Here is a 16,668-nt window from a genome sequence, read left to right on the forward strand (position 1 = left end):
CCTCCTCGCCTCCCGATCAGGACGGCAGCGTAACAAAACCAATTGCAATTTGCAACCGGAAGCTCCGCCGCCATCCGAGACGGGGACACCCCCGCCTCAGGTCAGTTTCCGCCGCCGTTCCAGTTCCGCCTCGGTCGGCTGCTCGAATTCGAACGAGCCGGTCTCAACCGTGCCGGCACGCGTGTATTTGTTGGCGGTGATGCCGGAGGGCGACGTCCTGGAACTTTCGAGCGTCAGGGCGATCGGCGCGGCGCCGTCCGCAAAGAGCTTCTTGCCGCCGCCGAGCACCACCGGGAACACCGACACATAGAGTTCGTCCACGAGGTCGTGGCGAAACAGCGTCTGCAGAAGCTCGGTGGAGCCTTGCGTCAGGAGGTTCGGCCCGTCCTCGACCTTCAGCTTCCGCAGTCTTGCGACCACGTCCGGACCGAGCGTGCGGCTGTTCTGCCAGGTAGGATCGAAGGCCGGGTCGCGCGTGGCGACATATTTGGTGATGCGGTCGAACAGGGTGCCGATCGGATCGTCCGGCGCAGCATAAGGCCAATGGGCGGCGAAGATGTCGTAGGTCTTGCGCCCGAGCAGGAGGTCGAAGGGCGCAGCGAACATCGCGTCCACGGCCTCGCCCATGGCCTCGTCGAAATAGGGCACGGCCCAGCCGCCATGCTCAAAGCCGCCGATGGGGTCCTCGTCCGGCCCTCCGGGGGCTTGCATCACGCCATCAAGGCTCGTGAAGGCTCCGACTACGATCTTGCGCATGTCCGTTCTCCTGTTGCGTTCGAGCATCCGGTCCCATGAAAGACGGTTGCGATAGGACGATCCCGACCAGGGCGGCCGACAAATTGGTTACCGACCGGCTTCGTCGCCTCGTGCCAGGATGCACGTTTCATGGCGATCTGTGCGTGATTTCCGTCGCATCCGGCCACCGATTTCCGCAAAGGCGCCGCCCGGCCGCCGGATTTGCTTGTCAAGTGCGGCGCAAATTGGTGTCATCCCTGTGCGTCGATATCCGTGATTCGACGACGTCCGGTGCGGCAGTGGGGACTGTGCCTGCCGGGAAGACTGCCGTCACGTGTAAACGATCGCCGCGCGACCTCTGGAGGGACATATGACGCATCGCATCGCAGCCACCATTTTCTGCGTAGGGCTCTGCATGTTGGGACAGGGCGCCGCCGCGGCGGATCCCGCCCCCGTCATGACGCCGGAACCGCAGCAGGTAGAAACCGAGAGCGGCTGGACCTTCACCTTCGCGCCCTATTTCTGGGCGGCCGGCCTTTCCGGCGACGTTGCCAGTTTCGGCCTGCCCGCGGTCCACGTCGATTCGTCGTTCAGCGACCTCCTAGATTATCTCGAATTCGGCGCGATGGCGATCGGCGAGGCGCGCTACGGCCGCTACAGCATCGTCAGCGATGTCATGTACTCGAAGATCGCCGGCAGTGCCGCAACGCCGAGGGGCATCCTCGCCGAGGAGGCCGAGGTCGATTCCGAGACCTTTGCCGGCTTCCTGGGCGTCGGCTATTCCGTGCTGGAGGACAGCGCCGGCCACCTCGACCTCATCGGTGGCATCCGCGTCTGGTCCGTCGATACGACGATTTCCTTCAGCGGCGGCCTGCTCGACGGCCACTCGGCCAGCGACGGCGACACCTGGGTGGACGGCATGGGCGGCGTGCGCGGGGTCTATTCGATCACGCCGAATTTCTACGTCACCGGCTGGGGACTGGTCGGCGGAGGCGGCGCGGATATCGACTGGGATGTCGCAGCCGCGGTCGGCTACAAGTTCAACGACACGTTCTCCTCCCTGGTGGGCTACCGCGCACTGGGTGTGGATTATAGCAACGACGGCTTCGAGTTCGACGTCATCCAGCAGGGCCCCATCATCGGGCTGACGATCCATTTCTGAACGTTTCAGGCGCAGCCGTGGCGGAACCAACAATGCAGCAAGGGCCGGTCGATGACCGGCCCTTGCGCGTTTTCCGTGAGAGGACTTATTGCGCCCGCTTCAGCGCCTCGCCCAGCACCGAGACGATTTCCTCGAAGTGTTTCTTCTCGGCGATCAGCGGCGGCGAGAAGGCGATGATGTCGCCGGTGACGCGGATCAAGAGGCCCTTTTCGAAGCAGTCGACGAAGACGTCGTAGGCGCGCGCGCCCACCGCACCGTCGCGCGAGGAAAGCTCGATGCCGGCGATCAGGCCGATCGTGCGGATGTCGATCACGTGCGGCAAACCCTTCAGCGAGTGCATCGCCTCGTGCCAGTCCGCCTGCAGTTCGGCCGCGCGCGTGAGCAGGCCCTCGTCGCGATAGATGTCGAGGGTGGCAAGGCCGGCGGCGCAGGCGGCCGGGTGGCCGGAATAGGTATAGCCGTGGAACAGCTCGATCGCGCCCTCCGGCCCCTGCATCAGCGCGTCGTGCACCTTGCGGCTGGTGAAGACCGCGCCCATCGGGATCGCGCCGTTGGTCAGCCCCTTGGCGGTGGTGACGACATCGGGGGTGACGTTGAAGAAGTCGGTTGCGAACGGTGCGCCGAGGCGGCCGAAGCCGGTGATGACCTCGTCGAAGATCAGGATGATGCCGTGTCTGTCGCAGATCGCCCGCAGGCGCTCCAGGTAACCCTTCGGCGGCACCAGCACGCCGGTGGAGCCTGCGACAGGCTCGACGATGCAGGCGGCGATCGTCTCCGCGCCATGCAGCGCGACCAGCCGCTCCAGGTCGTCCGCGAGCTCGGCGCCGTGTTCGGGCTGGCCCTTCACATAGGCGTTCTTCGAGAGATCGTGCGTGTGGCGCAGGTGGTCGGAGCCGGGAAGCTGCGGGAAGACCCGGCGGTTGTTGACCAGCCCGCCGACGGAGATGCCGCCGAAGCCAACGCCGTGATAGCCGCGCTCGCGGCCGATCAGGCGCGTGCGCGTGCCCTGGCCGATGGCGCGCTGGTAGGCGACCGCGATCTTCAGCGCGGTATCGACCGATTCCGAGCCGGACCCGGTAAAGAAGACGCGGTCGAGCCTGGCGCCTTCCGGCCCCGGCGCGATCTCGGCCAGTCGCTCGGCGAAGTCGAAGGCGATCGGGTGGCCCATCTGGAAGGAGGGGGCAAAATCCAGTGTCGACAGCTGCCGCTCGACGGCGGAAGCGATCTGCCGGCGGCCGTGGCCGGCATTGACGCACCACAGGCCCGCGGTTCCGTCGAGCACGGTGCGGCCGTCATTGGTGGTGTAGTGCATGCCCTCGGCGCCGGCGAGCAGGCGGGGCGCCGCCTTGAACTGGCGGTTGGCGGTGAACGGCATCCAGTAGCTGTCGAGCACGGGCGCGTTGGGCTTGTTGTGAACGTTCATGGGGATCTCCTCTGGCTGGCGGGATTGAGGCCATGCTTTGCGATCTTGAACAAGTCCTTTTCTGCCTGCTATGAAGTCATTGAAAAATATGGATCGGATGCGCCCGGTTTTCGATATTTCGAACAAGCCAAACAGGCCGCAGTTGCAGCGTCGCGGGAGGTGTCATGTCGGTCGACATCGGAAACAGGCTGCGCAGCCTGCGGATCGGGCACGGCCTGTCCCAGCGCGAACTCGCAAAGCGGGCCGGGGTGACCAATTCCACCATCTCGCTGATCGAATCCAACGCATCCAACCCCTCGGTCGGGGCGCTGAAGCGCATCCTCGACGGCATCCCCATCGGGCTTGCGGAATTCTTCGCCTTCGAGCCCGAGCGCCCGAAGCAGGCCTTCTACCGGGCCGACGAACTCGTCGAGATCGGCAAGGGCCCGATCTCCTATCGTCAGGTCGGCGAAAACCTGTTCGGCCGGGCGCTGCAGATCCTCAAGGAGTGCTACCAGCCCGGCGCCGATACCGGCAAGGTGCCGCTGGTGCATGACGGCGAGGAGGGCGGCATCGTGCTGTCCGGGCGCCTCGAGGTGACGGTCGACGACGAGCGGCGCATCCTCGGCCCCGGCGACGCCTATTATTTCGAAAGCCGCAGGCCGCACCGCTTCCGCTGCGTCGGGCCGGTGCCCTGCGAGGTCATCAGCGCCTGCACGCCACCCACGTTCTGAGCCGGTTCAATTCCCGGAGGGAAGGGGCCTCGGCGCGAGCGCCTGCGGTTCCCGCTCATCCACCCGGCCGATCACGCCGATGACCTCGTAGAGGTCCAGCTCGGTCGTCCGCCCCTTCGCCTGTCCCTTTCCGAGCGGACGGAAGCGGATCCTGTCGTGGCACTGCTCGAAGACGGCGCCGCTGGCGAGGATCGTGGTGCCGTAGCTCTTGTTCATCCCTTCCAGCCGCGAGGCGACGTTGATGCTGTCGCCCATCGCCGTGTACTGCAGGCGGTCGCTGGCGCCGACGCTGCCGACGACGGCGGTGCCGGTATGGATGCCGAAGCGGGTGCGGAATTGCGGAAGGCCGAGTTGGCGCTGCTTCTCGTTGAACGCGTCGATGCGCGCGCGCATCGACAGAGCCCCGCGGCAGGCGTTCTCGGCGTGGTCGGGATCCGCAGCCGGCGCGTTCCACATGGCGAAAATCGAATCGCCCAGGAACTGGATGATCGTGCCGCCGTGCGCGCTCACCGTATCGTTGAGGATGTCGAAATACTCCGACAGCATGCTGACGACCTCCTCCGGCGAATGGCGCTCGCTGATGGTGGTGAAGTCATAGATGTCGGTGAAGATGGCGGTCACGTCCTGGCGCCGCGCCGTCCGGCCGAAATGACCGGACTCCAGCCCCTTGCGCACCAGTTCCTTGGGCACGTAGAGCCCGAAGGTGAAGATCGCATCGCGGGCCCGGTTCATCGCGCCGCCGAGGCTGGCGATCTCGCGAACACGCGTCGGCACCTCGATCGGCGTGCGGAAATCGAGGTCCTGCAGGCGGTTGGCGCTGGTGGTCAGCTGGTGCAGCGACTTGGTGATGAGGTGTGCCAGAAGAAGCGCGCCGAGGATCGCCAGCACGACGATCGCGCCGGAGATGGCAAGCCCCTGGTACAGCCCGCGGATCGCGGGCGCCATCAGCTCGTCGACCGGTGCCGCGATCACCGCGATGTGGCCGGGAAAGAGGATGGCGCTGTCGACCTGTGAGCCCAGCACGACCCAGCGCCGTCCGTCGGCCTCCACCAGGCCCATGCTGTCCAGCGATGGCGGCTTGGCCCTGATCGCTTCCAGGAGCGGATCACGCATCGAGGAGGGGTCGAAGTCCCGCTCGCTCTTGGAGGCGGCGATCGCGTTCATCAGCCGGCGGTCGGAATGGATGAGCGGCCTCTTGTCTGCATCGACGACGAAGGCGACGGCGCTCGGCGTCAGCCGTTCGCTGGCGATGAAGCGGGTCACGTGGTCGAGCACCACGTCGGCGCCGACGACGATTTCGGGATTGCCCTTGTGCGCCTGGGAGATGGTCATCCCCAGCGTCCTCGTCGTTGCCATGCTGTAGGGACCGGTGGCGACCGGCCCGCTTCCCCCGGCCGCGGCCCGGTACCACGCGCGTTGGCGCGGGTCGAAGTCCCATCCGGTCACCGTGCGCCGCAACAGCTGCTTGCCGGCGGCGTCGTAGAACAGGATGTGTCCGATCGGCGCGCCGTCGTTCGGATTGAGGATGCGCACCGCCATCGCCGCGTTGGGCGGCGCGTTCAGGGCCGTTCGCCAGTCGGTCGACGACAGGTTGACGGCGTGGAAGAAGCCGCCGTCGGGATAGCCGGCATAGACGCCGTCGATCTGCGGCGAGCGGGCGAGCGCGGCCCTAAGGATCGTCACCTTGTCGGCGATGCGCTCGTCAGGCCCGGCAAGGAAGGAGTTGGCGATCGAGACGATCAGGTTGACCAGGCCGGATGTCTCGCCGGAGAGGCTCTGCATGCGGGCGATCAGTCGCTCCTCGAAGCCGCGCATATGGCCTTCGGCCGTCTCGAAAGCGGCATTGCGGGCGCGATTGAAGTCGATCGCGATCAGCACGCCCGAGACGGCGAGCAGCAGGGAGACCATGACGACGGCCAAAAGCGTGCGCAGCGATCCGCGCCACACTCCTTTCGCCGGCAATGTCGCCGCGTTCTTCGCGCTCATCCCAGGCCCCTTGTGTTCCCCGCTCCGCTGTTGTCCCGCCCGGGCCGACCGACGTTGCGGAAGCCGCCGGTTGCTCGCTCTCGTCCGGCACGGACCGTGAGCGTGATCCTATTGATAAGATTCGCCAAGTCGCGGCGCAACGCAAAAAGGGCGGAGGCAGCCTTGGGCCTGTTCCCGCAGGAACAACCGGGAGCTGCGCGTTTGTCTAGCAGTGGGCGTGCGCCATGCCGGCGCTGCAACCTTAACTATCGAGGAAGCCCATGAGCAAGAAACTGAAAGTCATTGCGCCGCTGCAGTCGGCGTTCGCGCTCGATCCGCTGGCCGCGAGCTACACGATCCCCGGCGTCGGCGAGCAGAACGCCATCGGCGATGCCGGAAAGAACACACTGAGCACCGGCTCCGGACGGGACACCATCAACGGCGGCCTCGGAGCCGACACGATCAAGGCAGGCACCGGTGACGACTACATCGCCAACCTCGAGGTCGCAGCCCTTTCGGGCGACAGGATCGACGGCGGCCTCGGCTTCGACGAACTGGGCATCAGTTTCGCCGCATCGAGCAAGGGCGTCTCATTTTCGGCATTCGACCCGGCCAAGGCGAAATCGGTTCTCGGCGCGAGCATCATCAACGTCGAGCGCTTCAACCTGACCGGCAGCAACTACGCCGACACCTTCGTCGGCGGCCGCTGGAAGGACTGGTTCGAAGGCGGCGCCGGTAACGACACGCTGAAGGGCGAGATCGGCGAGGACTGGCTCGCGGGCGGCGCCGGCAACGACAAGATCTATGGCGGCAACGGCAACGATTCGCTGCTGGGAGAGGCCGGCGACGACTACATTTCCGGTGGCTACGGGCGCGACTGGCTCTCCGGCGAGGATGGCAACGACACGCTCTACGGCGGCGCAAACGACGACTACATCTACGGCCACGACGGCAACGACAAGATGTACGGCGACAGCGGCAACGACACGATCCAGGGCAATCGCGGCCGTGACGTGATCGACGGCGGTTCGGGCAACGACTTCCTGTCCGGCGACTCTGACAACGACACGGTGCGCGGCGGCTCCGGCAACGATACGATCAGCCACAGCATGGAAAGCTGGGCCGATGGCGGCAAGGACATTCTCGACGGCGGCACGGGCACCGACACCCTTGCGCTGAGCGGACTTGCCGGCACGTTCACCGCCAAGGCGTCCTCGATCAAGCAGACGCTCTCCAACGGCACCACGTTCGTCAACTTCGAGAACTACACGCTCGGCGGAACGGAGAAGGCCGAGAAGTTCACCGGCGGCAACGGCAACGACACGTTTTCCGGGATGTCCGGCAACGACAGGCTGGTCGGGCTCGGCGGCACCGACCATCTGGATGGCGGCCTGGGCATCGACTATCTCGACGGCGGCGACGGCAACGATCTGCTGATCGTCGGCAGCGGCGGAAAGGATACGATTAAGGCCGGCAAGGGCTATGATACCGTCTGGATCACCCGCTCCGACATCAAGAGCAATCTCACCTTCAGCGTGTCGGGTAATACCGCCAAGCTGTCGGACGGCAGCGTGGTGACCGACGCAGAGAGCTTCACCATCGTCACCGGCAGCGGCAACGACGTCCTGTCGGCCGGAACGGCAGCCCACGTCGATTTCGATGCAGGCAGCGGCAACAACCGCATGACCGGCGGCAAGGGCAACGACCAGTTCTACTCCACCACCGGAAACGACACCGTAAAGGGTGGCGACGGCGATGATCGACTGATCGATTCCGGCGGCGGCACCAACCTGCTCGATGGCGGCAACGGCAACGACTATCTGTCCGCGGAAACCGAAACCGGCAATGCGGTGACGACCTTGCTGGCCGGAGCCGGCAACGACACCGTCACGATCAACACCGCCGGCGGCTCCACTGCGGGCAGGTTCACAGCCGATGGCGGTGCCGGTACGGATATCCTCTGGATCAACCGCTATGACAGCAAGGCCAACCTGTCGTTCACGCTGTCTGCCAATGCGACCCTCGTCAACGGCGGGATTACGGCAAAGAATTTCGAAAGCGTGCACATCTCGTCCGGCCAGGGCCACGACAAGCTGACCGGAGGCAAGCTCGACGACTTTATCGACGGCATGGGCGGCAACGACACGCTCAAGGGTCTCGGCGGCAACGACGAGCTGACCGGCTGGCACGGCGCCGACAAGATCTACGGCGGCGACGGCAACGACACGATCTACGGCAGCAGCGGCATCAAGGACAACGACCGCGACAGTCTCTACGGCGAGAACGGCAACGACATCATCTACATGAACGTCGGCGACTACGCCTCGGGCGGCTCCGGCGCCGACCGCGTCGTCGTCGACTTCAAGGAGGAGAGCTTCAACGTCACGTTTGCTCTCAGTGGCGGCACGGTCAAGGTGAACTCCACCACCACGTTCACCGGCATGGAAGCGCTCGACTATATCGGCGGCCGCGGCCGTGACACGGTTACCGGCGGCAGTGATGTCGACTATCTGAACGGCGGTGCCGGCAACGACACGCTCAATGGGGGTAGCGGCAACGACTACCTCGTCGACGGCACCGGCAACGACAAGCTCTACGGCAATGCCGGCAACGACTGGTTCACCCGTTACACCGACGAGACCGGCACCGACTACTTCTCCGGCGGGGCCGGCGTCGATACACTCGAGTTCAACATCATCTCCGACAGCGCCGTGATCATCGACCTGCAGAACAACGCCAGGAACGGCGGCATGGCCTCGGGCCTTTCGCTTGCCAGCATCGAGAACGTCTTCGGCCGCGACAACGACGACACCATCCTCGGCGACAGCTCTGCAAACTACCTGAAGGGCGGGTTCGGCGACGACAAGCTGGACGGCCGCGCCGGCAACGACAAGATCGAGGGCGGCGGCGACGGGGATCTGCTGACCGGCGGCTCGGGCTTCGACCATTTCATCTACGCCACGACGGAGGCGATTGGTTCGGGCGACCAGATCACCGACTTCAGGCGCGGCCAGGACAAGCTCGTCATAGACAAGGACATCTTCGGCTTCTCCAAGCTGGCGCTTTATTCGGGCAATGACCTGAAGGCCACCGGCTCGGCACCGCAGTTCTTCTTCGAGAAGGACAACGGCCGGCTCTGGTACGACGCCGATGGCACCGGCAACGAAGCCGACGGCGTGCTGGTCGCAACCCTCGACAACGTGACTTCGCTCTCCACCAGCGACTTCATCCTGACGTGATCTGAGGTCGGACATGTGAGAGGCCGCCGGACCATATCCGGCGGCCTCTGCGACACGTGTGCGCGAGACGGCTCTGTGGGTCCAAACACCCCCGGCCGTTTGAGATTCGTCAAAGACGGCCCGTGCGGGGCCTCCTAGGGTCGCTTCCAGATCAGAACGAACGGAAGCGAGACCCATGTCCCAGACCATCATGGCGAAGTACGGCGAGGCCCGGCTGCCCCGCTACACCAGCTACCCGACCGCCCCCCATTTCGGCCCGCTTGAAGACGTCGCAGCCTATCGCGAATGGATCGGCGCGATTCCGCAGGGAGAGCGGACCTCCCTCTATCTGCACGTGCCATTCTGTCGCGCCATGTGCTGGTACTGCGGTTGTCACACGACGATCACGCGACATGACCAGCCGATCGCCGACTATGTGGACCTGCTGCAGCGGGAGGCCGAACTGGTCGCGCAAGCGCGCAACGGCTCCCTCAACGTCGGCGAGATCCATTTCGGCGGCGGCACGCCGACGATCATGCAGCCGGCCGCGCTGACCGGACTGATGGACGCGCTGCGGGAGCGGCTTGGCTTTGCCGAAAAGATCAACGTCGCAATTGAGATCGATCCGCGCACCCTGACAGAGGAGATGGCGGCCGCGCTCGGTGCTGCGGGCGTTACCCGGGCGAGCCTCGGCGTCCAGAGCTTCGACCCGGTCGTGCAGAAGGCGATCAACCGCATCCAGAGCGTCGAAAGCACAGCCCTTGCCGTCGAGCGCCTGCGGCAGGCCGGCATTTCCGCCCTGAGCTTCGACCTCATCTACGGCTTGCCGCACCAGACCGTGAAATCCTGTGTCGAGACGGTGCGGGCCGCCGTGGCGCTGCGGCCGGATCGCCTGGCCGTCTTCGGCTATGCCCATGTTCCCGATTTCAAGAAGCACCAGCGCATGATCGACGAGGCCGCCCTTCCCGATGCTCAGGGGCGCAACGAGCAGGCCGAGGCGATCGCGCAGGCCCTGGTGGCCGCCGGCTACGAGCGGATCGGCCTCGATCATTTCGCCCTGCCGGAGGACGATCTCTGCATTGCCGGGCGCACCGGCCGCCTGCATCGCAACTTCCAGGGCTACACCACCGACGAATGTCGCACCCTGGTCGGGCTCGGCGCCTCGGCGATCGGCAAGTTTGCCCAAGGCTACGTCCAGAACGCAGTGCCGCTCGGCCTCTATGCCAACCGTATCGGGCGGGGGCTACTCGCCGCGGCAAGGGGATACGGCCTGACCGCAGAGGACAGGTTGCGGGCCGAGCTCATCGAACGGGTGATGTGCGATTTCAGCGTCGACGTGGACGCGGTGGCGAAACGGCACGGCTTTGACGCCGGCCCGCTCCTTTCGGACAACGCGACGCTCGAAGCACTTCGGCGCGACGGCCTGATCGAGATCGACGGAGCCACCCTGCGGGTCGACGAACGCCACCGTTTCGTCGTGCGCATCGCCGCCTCCGCCTTCGATGCCTATCTCGCCGCGGGCGGCCGCGCGTTCAGCAAGGCGGCATGAGAAGAGGGCGCCATGGCGGAGCGCCGGGCAGCGTCCCTGTCCGCCAATATGCCAAGGACCACGCGGGCGCCAGCCTGCGTGGTCCTTGATCTTTGACGGTCGGTTCCGGCGTGTTACCCGCCGAAGCTGCCGAACAGCGAGCGCAGCACGTCCACGCCGCGGTCGTCGTAGCTGACCTTGCCCTGGCGTCCGCCGGGGCCGACGACGATCACCTTGGCGCCGACGTCGGCGCGGGCATAGAGGTGTTCGACATCCTTGTTCATCATCCGGATGCAGCCGGACGACATGTTCAGCCCGATCGACCACGGCTCGTTGGTGCCGTGGATGCGGAAGGCGGTGTCGTGGCCGGCCTTGTTGTAGAGATAGAGCGCGCGCGCGCCGAGCGGGTTGTTGATCCCGCCTTCCATGTGGGCGGGCAGGATCCGGCCCTTCTTGCGTTCGCGGATGACCATCTCCGGCGGCGGCGTCCAGCCCGGCCACTCGGCCTTGCGGCCGACCTTGACGACGCCGGACCAGCCGAAGCCGTCCCGCCCGACGCCGATGCCGTAGCGGATCGCGCGGTTCCTGCCTTCCACGAGGTAGAGGAACTTGTTGTTGGTATCGACGATGATCGTGCCCGGCCGCTCGTCCGTCGTCAGGCGCACCATGCGGCGGTGGTATTTCTGCGGCACCGGCTTCTGCTGGGCAACGGTGATCACGTCGGTCGATGCCGTGCCGGGCGTGCTGCCCGGTGCCGGCACGAAAGCGTTCGCCGTGGCTGCCGGCAGCACGGTCGCAAGCGTGATGCCTCCCGCCAGCAGCGCGTGAACGATTTTCTTCATTTCCTGTTTTCCTCTCGGTCGCCTATGCCCGAAACGCTAGCGGACTCTCCCCGTGTTTCAAGCGGCGGGCGCCGTAAAGGCAGATTGTGAAGGCAATGAGGCGCTAATATTGGCGCAGGTGTTGCGCAACGCGCACAGTCCGGCGGCAGGCCGGGCCGTCGGGCCGGACTGTCATGGCAGGGCAGGGGGAGGGCGGACAGGGATCATGTCGTGCCGTCCGCCACCGGCGCGGAAGTCCGCGCGGTAGGTGCCAATGCCCTAGATGACGATCACCTTCGTACCCACCTCGACCCGTTCGTAGAGATCGATGACGTCCTCGTTGCGCATGCGGATGCAGCCCGACGAGACGGCGTAGCCGATCGTCCAGGGCGCATTAGTGCCGTGGATGCGGTAGAGCGTGGAGCCGAGATAGAGCGCGCGTGAGCCGAGCGGGTTTTCCGGCCCGCCATCCATGAAGGCCGGCAGGTAGTGGCCCTTGGCGGCCTCGCGGGTGATCATCTCCTTCGGCGGCGTCCAGCTCGGCCATTCCCGCTTGGAGGTGACCTTGTGGGTGCCCGCCCATTCGAAGCCCGGCTTGCCGACGCCGACGCCGTAGCGCCGCGCCTTGCCGTCGGAAAGCACGAGGTAGAGGAAGCGGTTGTTGGTGTCGATCACGATCGTGCCGGCCCTGTGCGCCGTCTCGTAGGCGACGATCTGCGGCAGGAACATCGGGTCCATCTGCGTCTGCACCGGCCTGGCGGCGCCGGTCACTGCCGCAAGCTGCACGCTCTCGGGGTTGCGCTGGCGCTGGGTGCGGCGCTGCTGGGCCTGCTGGCGGGTGACGATCCGCCGCGACGATACGGCAGGCTGCACCCCCTGGCCGGTCAGTTGCATCACCCATGGCGCGGTCAGGTCGGGGCTGACGACCACCGGCGGACGGGTGGCGTAGCGGTCGTTGGCCTCGGCGGTCGGGACGGCAAGCACAAGGCTTGCGGCAAGCAACAGCGATTTCTTCAGCATCGGGCGTACTCTTTGAACCTTATCACCTGACAGGGCGGTGCGTCCGCCGGCGGGCGGCGAACCTCGAACGCTTTTGCGCGCCACGGGGGCGCTTCGGTTCGGATGCTCGCACCGCGTGGAAAGCGAAAGGTAAATTCCCGTTCATTAAAGGGCCATGGAAGCCGGAAACCTCGCGGTAGGGTTATTGCCGGCTTTCCGAATCTGGTTGATGAATGGTAAACGCGAACAAAGAGGAAACGGAAGGAACGCAACATGACGGCACGCGGGATCATCGTCGGCGACGACGGGCGGCAGCGCTGCGCCTGGCACGGCAACCTGGAGGACTACCGCCGCTATCACGATGCCGAATGGGGCCGTCCCGTCACCGGGGATTTCCGCCTGTTCGAGAAGATCTGTCTGGAGGGCTTCCAGTCCGGCCTGTCCTGGCTAACGATCCTGCGCAAGCGCGAGAATTTCCGCGCAGCCTTCGCCGGCTTCGACTACGACCGGGTGGCGGCCTTCGGCGACGACGACATTGCCCGCTGCCTGGCCGACGCCGGCATCGTCCGCCATCGCGGCAAGATCGTCTCCACGATCAACAACGCCCGCCGCGCGCAGGAGATGCGCGACGAATTCGGCTCGCTCGCCCGCTATTTCTGGAGCCAGGAGCCACCGACCGACGAGCGGCCGGGCGTGATGGACTACGAGACGCTGGTCGCCAATCCGATGACGCCGGCCTCGAAGCGGATCTCCAAGGATCTGAAGAAACGCGGCTGGACCTTCGTCGGCCCCACCACCGTCTATGCCTTCATGCAGGCGATGGGGCTGGTCAACGATCATCTCGACGGCTGCTTCTGCCAACCGGAGGTGGAGGCGATGCGCAGCAAGCTGGACCGCCGCTTTTCCGCAAGCGCCGTCTCCTGAAACGCTGCACGCCCTGGAACTCCCGTAACGGCAGCTTGCGCGAGGATTGCGGCATGGCTGACGGGCCGTACTTTCGGGGTGTGTTTTTTAGAGAATCATGTATCGTCAGGGTTGCGGGGCGTTCGGAAAGACTGATTTCATCTGGGCTTATATTGCGTTTTCGACCTGGGGTGTGCCGAACGGTGCTATGTGATCTAGCCGACGGGGAAAAGATGACGCAAGACGGGCAGAAGATCGAGACATGGGCCTGCAGCAAGGCTCAGGAAATAGTCCTTCGCGAAGGGTACAATCTGATCAGATCCGCGCGTACCGGCAACAATACGGAAATTCGCGAGCACAGCATGATGCTCGCCAAGGTCATTGCGGCCTCTCTGCTGGAAGCCTCCGTCGCCACCGGCGCGCAGCCGGCGAAATAGCAGGCGCGCAACCGGTGAAATTGCAAGTAGGCGTCGGAAAATGGGCCCGGGGACCGGGCCCATCCGCGTCCGGCTACTTCGCGTTCTTGTCCAGCCAGGCCTTCATCATCGCGATCTCGCCCTCCTGGGCGCGGATGATCTCTTCGGCGAGCTTGCGCAGTTCCGGGTCCTTACCGTGTTCCAGTTCGACCCGGGCCATGTCGATCGCGCCCTGGTGGTGGGCGATCATGCCCCGGACGAAATCGACGTCGGCATTGCCGCTATAGGCGATGTCCATGCCCGCATGCATGCGGGCGTTCGCCTCGGCGAAGGCCTTGCTGGCGGCACCCTGGTCGCCCTTCGGCGCGGCCGGGTCCATCTGGCCCGAATGGTCCATGGTGCCCGTGTCGGCATGGCCTGAGTGATCCTGCGGCAGCGCCGGAGGTGCGAAAAGAAGCGCGAGCGCCATGCCCGGCGCGATGGATTTTCTCAACATGTCCTGTCCTTCCGAATGGACTTTCGGTTCGCGGAGCGGCTGCCCCGCGTCGTGGCGAAAATTCAGGCGTGGACGGGACGGGGCGGGGGCACTGGCGGCAGGACCTCGCCGCCGCGGAAGATGACGACGGGCAGCGAAGTGGCGCTGGCGTCGACACCGGTCGCAGGCAGGGTGTCACTCTCCGCGACGACGGCAAAGCAGGCCGAACACAGCAGCGGATGCAGGGCGCCGTGCTTCTGCCCGTCGCGGTGATCCTCGTGAGGGGGCTGGCCGACCTGTGGCGCATCGGCGCGCAGGCTGTCCCCGTGGCCGACGTGCCCATGAGAGCCGGTTGTCTGCTGCGCAGGGCCGGCGTCATATGCGTCATGAACGGCATGCGCCCCGGACATCCCGGCCTGCTGCGTCGCCGCCAGCGCCGGCGTCCAGCCGGACACCATCGCGGCAAGCATGGCAAGGATGAGGAACAGGCGTTTCATGACCTGAACCTAGGACGTCGGCGCGCCGATTGAAAGAGCACGTTCGACCTCTTGCTGGCGGGGACCTCTCCCGCAGCCTTGCCGATTGGGCCCCGCGGCCACCGCCGCCCTTGCCGCAACCGGCCTGATCCGCTAGGGAAGCGGCCCTATGGCAATGTCAGAAAATCCGGGCGCATCGATGAGCGAAAAGCAGAAAAAACCTCAGAAACTGAAGGCGCGCCTGCCGCGCGGCTTCGTCGACCGCTCCGCCGCCGACATCCGCGCCGTGGAGGAAATGACGGGCAAGATCCGCGAGGTCTACGAGCGCTACGGTTTCGACCCGGTCGAAACCCCGCTGTTCGAATATACCGACGCACTCGGCAAGTTCCTGCCCGACGCAGACCGGCCGAACGAGGGCGTCTTTTCGCTCACCGACGACGACGACCAGTGGATGAGCCTGCGCTACGACCTGACCGCGCCGCTCGCCCGCCACGTGGCGGAAAACTTCAACGAGATCCAGCTTCCCTACCGCACCTACCGCGCCGGCTACGTCTTCCGCAACGAGAAGCCCGGTCCCGGCCGCTTCCGCCAGTTCATGCAGTTCGACGCCGACACGGTGGGCGCCGCCGGCGTCCAGGCCGATGCCGAGATGTGCATGATGATGGCCGACACGATGGAAGAGCTCGGCATCAAGCGCGGCGACTACATGATCCGGGTCAACAACCGCAAGGTTCTCGACGGCGTCATGGAGGCGATCGGCCTCGGCGGCGAGGAGAATGCCGGGCGGCGGCTGAACGTGCTGCGCGCCATCGACAAGCTCGACAAGTTCGGGGTCCAGGGCGTTAGCCTGCTGCTCGGCGAAGGGCGCATGGACGAAAGCGGCGATTTCACTAAGGGGGCGGGTCTGTCGCCTGAAAACATCGACATCGTTTTGAACTGGGTCAAGAGTACCGAACACACTGATCTCTTGTCCTTTGGTGCCAAATTTCTTGATAACGACACTGCCAAGGCAGGCTACGATGAGCTCGATACGATGCACAAGCTCTTCGAGGCAGCCGGCTACGGCCCGGAACGCATCAAGATCGACCCCTCCGTCGTCCGCGGCCTCGAATACTACACCGGCCCCGTCTTCGAGGCCGAGTTGCAGTTCGCCGTCACCAACGAGAAGGGCGAGAAGGTCGTGTTCGGCTCGGTCGGCGGCGGCGGCCGCTATGACGGGCTCGTCTCGCGCTTCATGGGCCAGCCGGTGCCTGCCACCGGCTTCTCCATCGGCGTCTCGCGCCTGATGACGGCGCTGAAGAACCTCGGCAAGCTCGGCCAGGACGAGGTCGTGGCCCCCGTGCTCGTCACCGTCATGGACGGCGACACGGACAGCATGGGCCGCTATAGTCGCTTCACCAAGGCACTGCGCGACGCCGGCATCCGCGCCGAAATGTACCAGGGCAACTGGAAGAAGTTCGGCAACCAGCTGAAATATGCCGACCGCCGCAACTGCCCGATCGCCATCATCCAGGGCGGCGACGAGCGGGCGCTCGGCGTCGTGCAGATCAAGGACCTGGTCGAGGGCAAGCGGCTTGCCGGCGAGATCGAGGATAACGTCACCTGGCGCGAGGCCCGCGTGGCGCAGGTCGTCGTCTCCGAGGAGGACATGATCCAGCGCGTCCGCGAGATCCTCGCCCACCAGGCCGACGACCGGAGGCGGGCAGGCTGAAAAGGATGGCTGTTTTTCTGCTGCAGCACCCCCCTCTGTCCTGCCGGACATCTCCCCCTCAGGGGGGGAGATCGGCAAGACGCGGGACCATGATGCCAAATCGACGGCCTGCGATGGGCGAAA

Annotated in this window: 14 protein-coding genes; 7 read left to right on the top strand and 7 right to left on the bottom strand. The window is 65.5% G+C overall.

Annotated features, from left to right (window positions below):
• Positions 1–96 precede the first annotated feature (96 nt).
• A complete protein-coding gene (locus GGQ64_RS04555; protein WP_183799768.1) occupies positions 97–756 on the bottom strand; it encodes a dihydrofolate reductase family protein in 660 nt (219 codons plus the stop codon).
• Positions 757–1,105: 349 nt separating this feature from the next.
• Between GGQ64_RS04555 and GGQ64_RS04560 the strand changes: the two genes are divergently transcribed.
• Entirely contained in the window at positions 1,106–1,897 is a 792-nt protein-coding gene (locus GGQ64_RS04560; RefSeq protein WP_183799771.1) for a hypothetical protein, read from the top strand.
• 85 nt (positions 1,898–1,982) lie between these two features.
• On the opposite strand, the gene aptA is transcribed toward GGQ64_RS04560, so the two are convergent.
• A complete protein-coding gene (aptA, locus tag GGQ64_RS04565) occupies positions 1,983–3,320 on the bottom strand; it encodes an omega-aminotransferase AptA (RefSeq protein WP_183799774.1) in 1,338 nt (445 codons plus the stop codon).
• 164 nt (positions 3,321–3,484) lie between these two features.
• Between aptA and GGQ64_RS04570 the strand changes: the two genes are divergently transcribed.
• Positions 3,485–4,033 (top strand): cupin domain-containing protein, encoded by a 549-nt coding sequence (locus tag GGQ64_RS04570; RefSeq protein WP_183799776.1) that lies wholly within the window; start codon positions 3,485–3,487, stop codon positions 4,031–4,033.
• 6 nt (positions 4,034–4,039) lie between these two features.
• Here the strand turns inward: GGQ64_RS04570 and GGQ64_RS04575 are convergent, their stop codons facing one another.
• Complete coding sequence (locus GGQ64_RS04575; protein WP_183799777.1) at positions 4,040–6,019, bottom strand: adenylate/guanylate cyclase domain-containing protein; 1,980 nt, start codon at positions 6,017–6,019, stop codon at positions 4,040–4,042.
• Between the two features lie 260 nt (positions 6,020–6,279).
• Between GGQ64_RS04575 and GGQ64_RS28050 the strand changes: the two genes are divergently transcribed.
• Positions 6,280–9,237 (top strand): calcium-binding protein, encoded by a 2,958-nt coding sequence (locus GGQ64_RS28050; protein ID WP_183799780.1) that lies wholly within the window; start codon positions 6,280–6,282, stop codon positions 9,235–9,237.
• Positions 9,238–9,412: 175 nt separating this feature from the next.
• Complete coding sequence (gene hemN, locus GGQ64_RS04585) at positions 9,413–10,765, top strand: oxygen-independent coproporphyrinogen III oxidase (RefSeq protein ID WP_183799784.1); 1,353 nt, start codon at positions 9,413–9,415, stop codon at positions 10,763–10,765.
• Between the two features lie 113 nt (positions 10,766–10,878).
• Here hemN and GGQ64_RS04590 read toward each other — a convergent pair whose 3' ends face one another.
• Both GGQ64_RS04590 and GGQ64_RS04595 read right to left on the bottom strand, forming a co-directional pair.
• A complete protein-coding gene (locus GGQ64_RS04590; RefSeq protein ID WP_183799786.1) occupies positions 10,879–11,586 on the bottom strand; it encodes a L,D-transpeptidase in 708 nt (235 codons plus the stop codon).
• A gap of 258 nt (positions 11,587–11,844) precedes the next feature.
• Positions 11,845–12,585 (bottom strand): L,D-transpeptidase, encoded by a 741-nt coding sequence (locus GGQ64_RS04595; protein ID WP_183799789.1) that lies wholly within the window; start codon positions 12,583–12,585, stop codon positions 11,845–11,847.
• Positions 12,586–12,837: 252 nt separating this feature from the next.
• Here GGQ64_RS04595 and GGQ64_RS04600 point away from each other — a divergent pair, with 252 nt between their 5' ends.
• Together GGQ64_RS04600 and GGQ64_RS27555 are read left to right on the top strand one after the other, a co-directional pair.
• Positions 12,838–13,488, top strand: a complete 651-nt coding sequence (locus tag GGQ64_RS04600) for a DNA-3-methyladenine glycosylase I (protein ID WP_183799792.1) — start codon at positions 12,838–12,840, stop codon at positions 13,486–13,488.
• 53 nt (positions 13,489–13,541) lie between these two features.
• Complete coding sequence (locus tag GGQ64_RS27555) at positions 13,542–13,904, top strand: hypothetical protein (protein ID WP_210300143.1); 363 nt, start codon at positions 13,542–13,544, stop codon at positions 13,902–13,904.
• Positions 13,905–13,977: 73 nt separating this feature from the next.
• Here GGQ64_RS27555 and copM read toward each other — a convergent pair whose 3' ends face one another.
• Together copM and GGQ64_RS04615 are read right to left on the bottom strand one after the other, a co-directional pair.
• Complete coding sequence (gene copM, locus GGQ64_RS04610) at positions 13,978–14,379, bottom strand: CopM family metallochaperone (RefSeq protein ID WP_183799798.1); 402 nt, start codon at positions 14,377–14,379, stop codon at positions 13,978–13,980.
• A 62-nt stretch (positions 14,380–14,441) separates the two neighbouring features.
• Positions 14,442–14,855, bottom strand: coding sequence for a hypothetical protein (locus GGQ64_RS04615; protein WP_183799801.1), 414 nt, complete (start codon positions 14,853–14,855; stop codon positions 14,442–14,444).
• 178 nt (positions 14,856–15,033) lie between these two features.
• Here GGQ64_RS04615 and hisS point away from each other — a divergent pair, with 178 nt between their 5' ends.
• Positions 15,034–16,545: a histidine--tRNA ligase gene (hisS, locus tag GGQ64_RS04620; protein ID WP_183800839.1), complete on the top strand. Its 1,512-nt coding sequence runs from the start codon at positions 15,034–15,036 to the stop codon at positions 16,543–16,545.
• The last annotated feature ends 123 nt before the right edge of the window (positions 16,546–16,668 follow it).

Origin of the sequence: Mycoplana azooxidifex (assembly GCF_014196765.1) — a bacterium.
Lineage (GTDB): Bacteria > Pseudomonadota > Alphaproteobacteria > Rhizobiales > Rhizobiaceae > Mycoplana > Mycoplana azooxidifex.

Coding starts and splice junctions, on each gene's coding strand:
- GGQ64_RS04555 (WP_183799768.1), bottom strand. CDS start 756: ATGCGCAAGATCGTAGTCGGAGCCTTCACGAGCCTTGATGGCGTGATG.
- GGQ64_RS04560 (WP_183799771.1), top strand. CDS start 1,106: ATGACGCATCGCATCGCAGCCACCATTTTCTGCGTAGGGCTCTGCATG.
- aptA (WP_183799774.1), bottom strand. CDS start 3,320: ATGAACGTTCACAACAAGCCCAACGCGCCCGTGCTCGACAGCTACTGG.
- GGQ64_RS04570 (WP_183799776.1), top strand. CDS start 3,485: ATGTCGGTCGACATCGGAAACAGGCTGCGCAGCCTGCGGATCGGGCAC.
- GGQ64_RS04575 (WP_183799777.1), bottom strand. CDS start 6,019: ATGAGCGCGAAGAACGCGGCGACATTGCCGGCGAAAGGAGTGTGGCGC.
- GGQ64_RS28050 (WP_183799780.1), top strand. CDS start 6,280: ATGAGCAAGAAACTGAAAGTCATTGCGCCGCTGCAGTCGGCGTTCGCG.
- hemN (WP_183799784.1), top strand. CDS start 9,413: ATGTCCCAGACCATCATGGCGAAGTACGGCGAGGCCCGGCTGCCCCGC.
- GGQ64_RS04590 (WP_183799786.1), bottom strand. CDS start 11,586: ATGAAGAAAATCGTTCACGCGCTGCTGGCGGGAGGCATCACGCTTGCG.
- GGQ64_RS04595 (WP_183799789.1), bottom strand. CDS start 12,585: ATGCTGAAGAAATCGCTGTTGCTTGCCGCAAGCCTTGTGCTTGCCGTC.
- GGQ64_RS04600 (WP_183799792.1), top strand. CDS start 12,838: ATGACGGCACGCGGGATCATCGTCGGCGACGACGGGCGGCAGCGCTGC.
- GGQ64_RS27555 (WP_210300143.1), top strand. CDS start 13,542: ATGGCTGACGGGCCGTACTTTCGGGGTGTGTTTTTTAGAGAATCATGT.
- copM (WP_183799798.1), bottom strand. CDS start 14,379: ATGTTGAGAAAATCCATCGCGCCGGGCATGGCGCTCGCGCTTCTTTTC.
- GGQ64_RS04615 (WP_183799801.1), bottom strand. CDS start 14,855: ATGAAACGCCTGTTCCTCATCCTTGCCATGCTTGCCGCGATGGTGTCC.
- hisS (WP_183800839.1), top strand. CDS start 15,034: ATGAGCGAAAAGCAGAAAAAACCTCAGAAACTGAAGGCGCGCCTGCCG.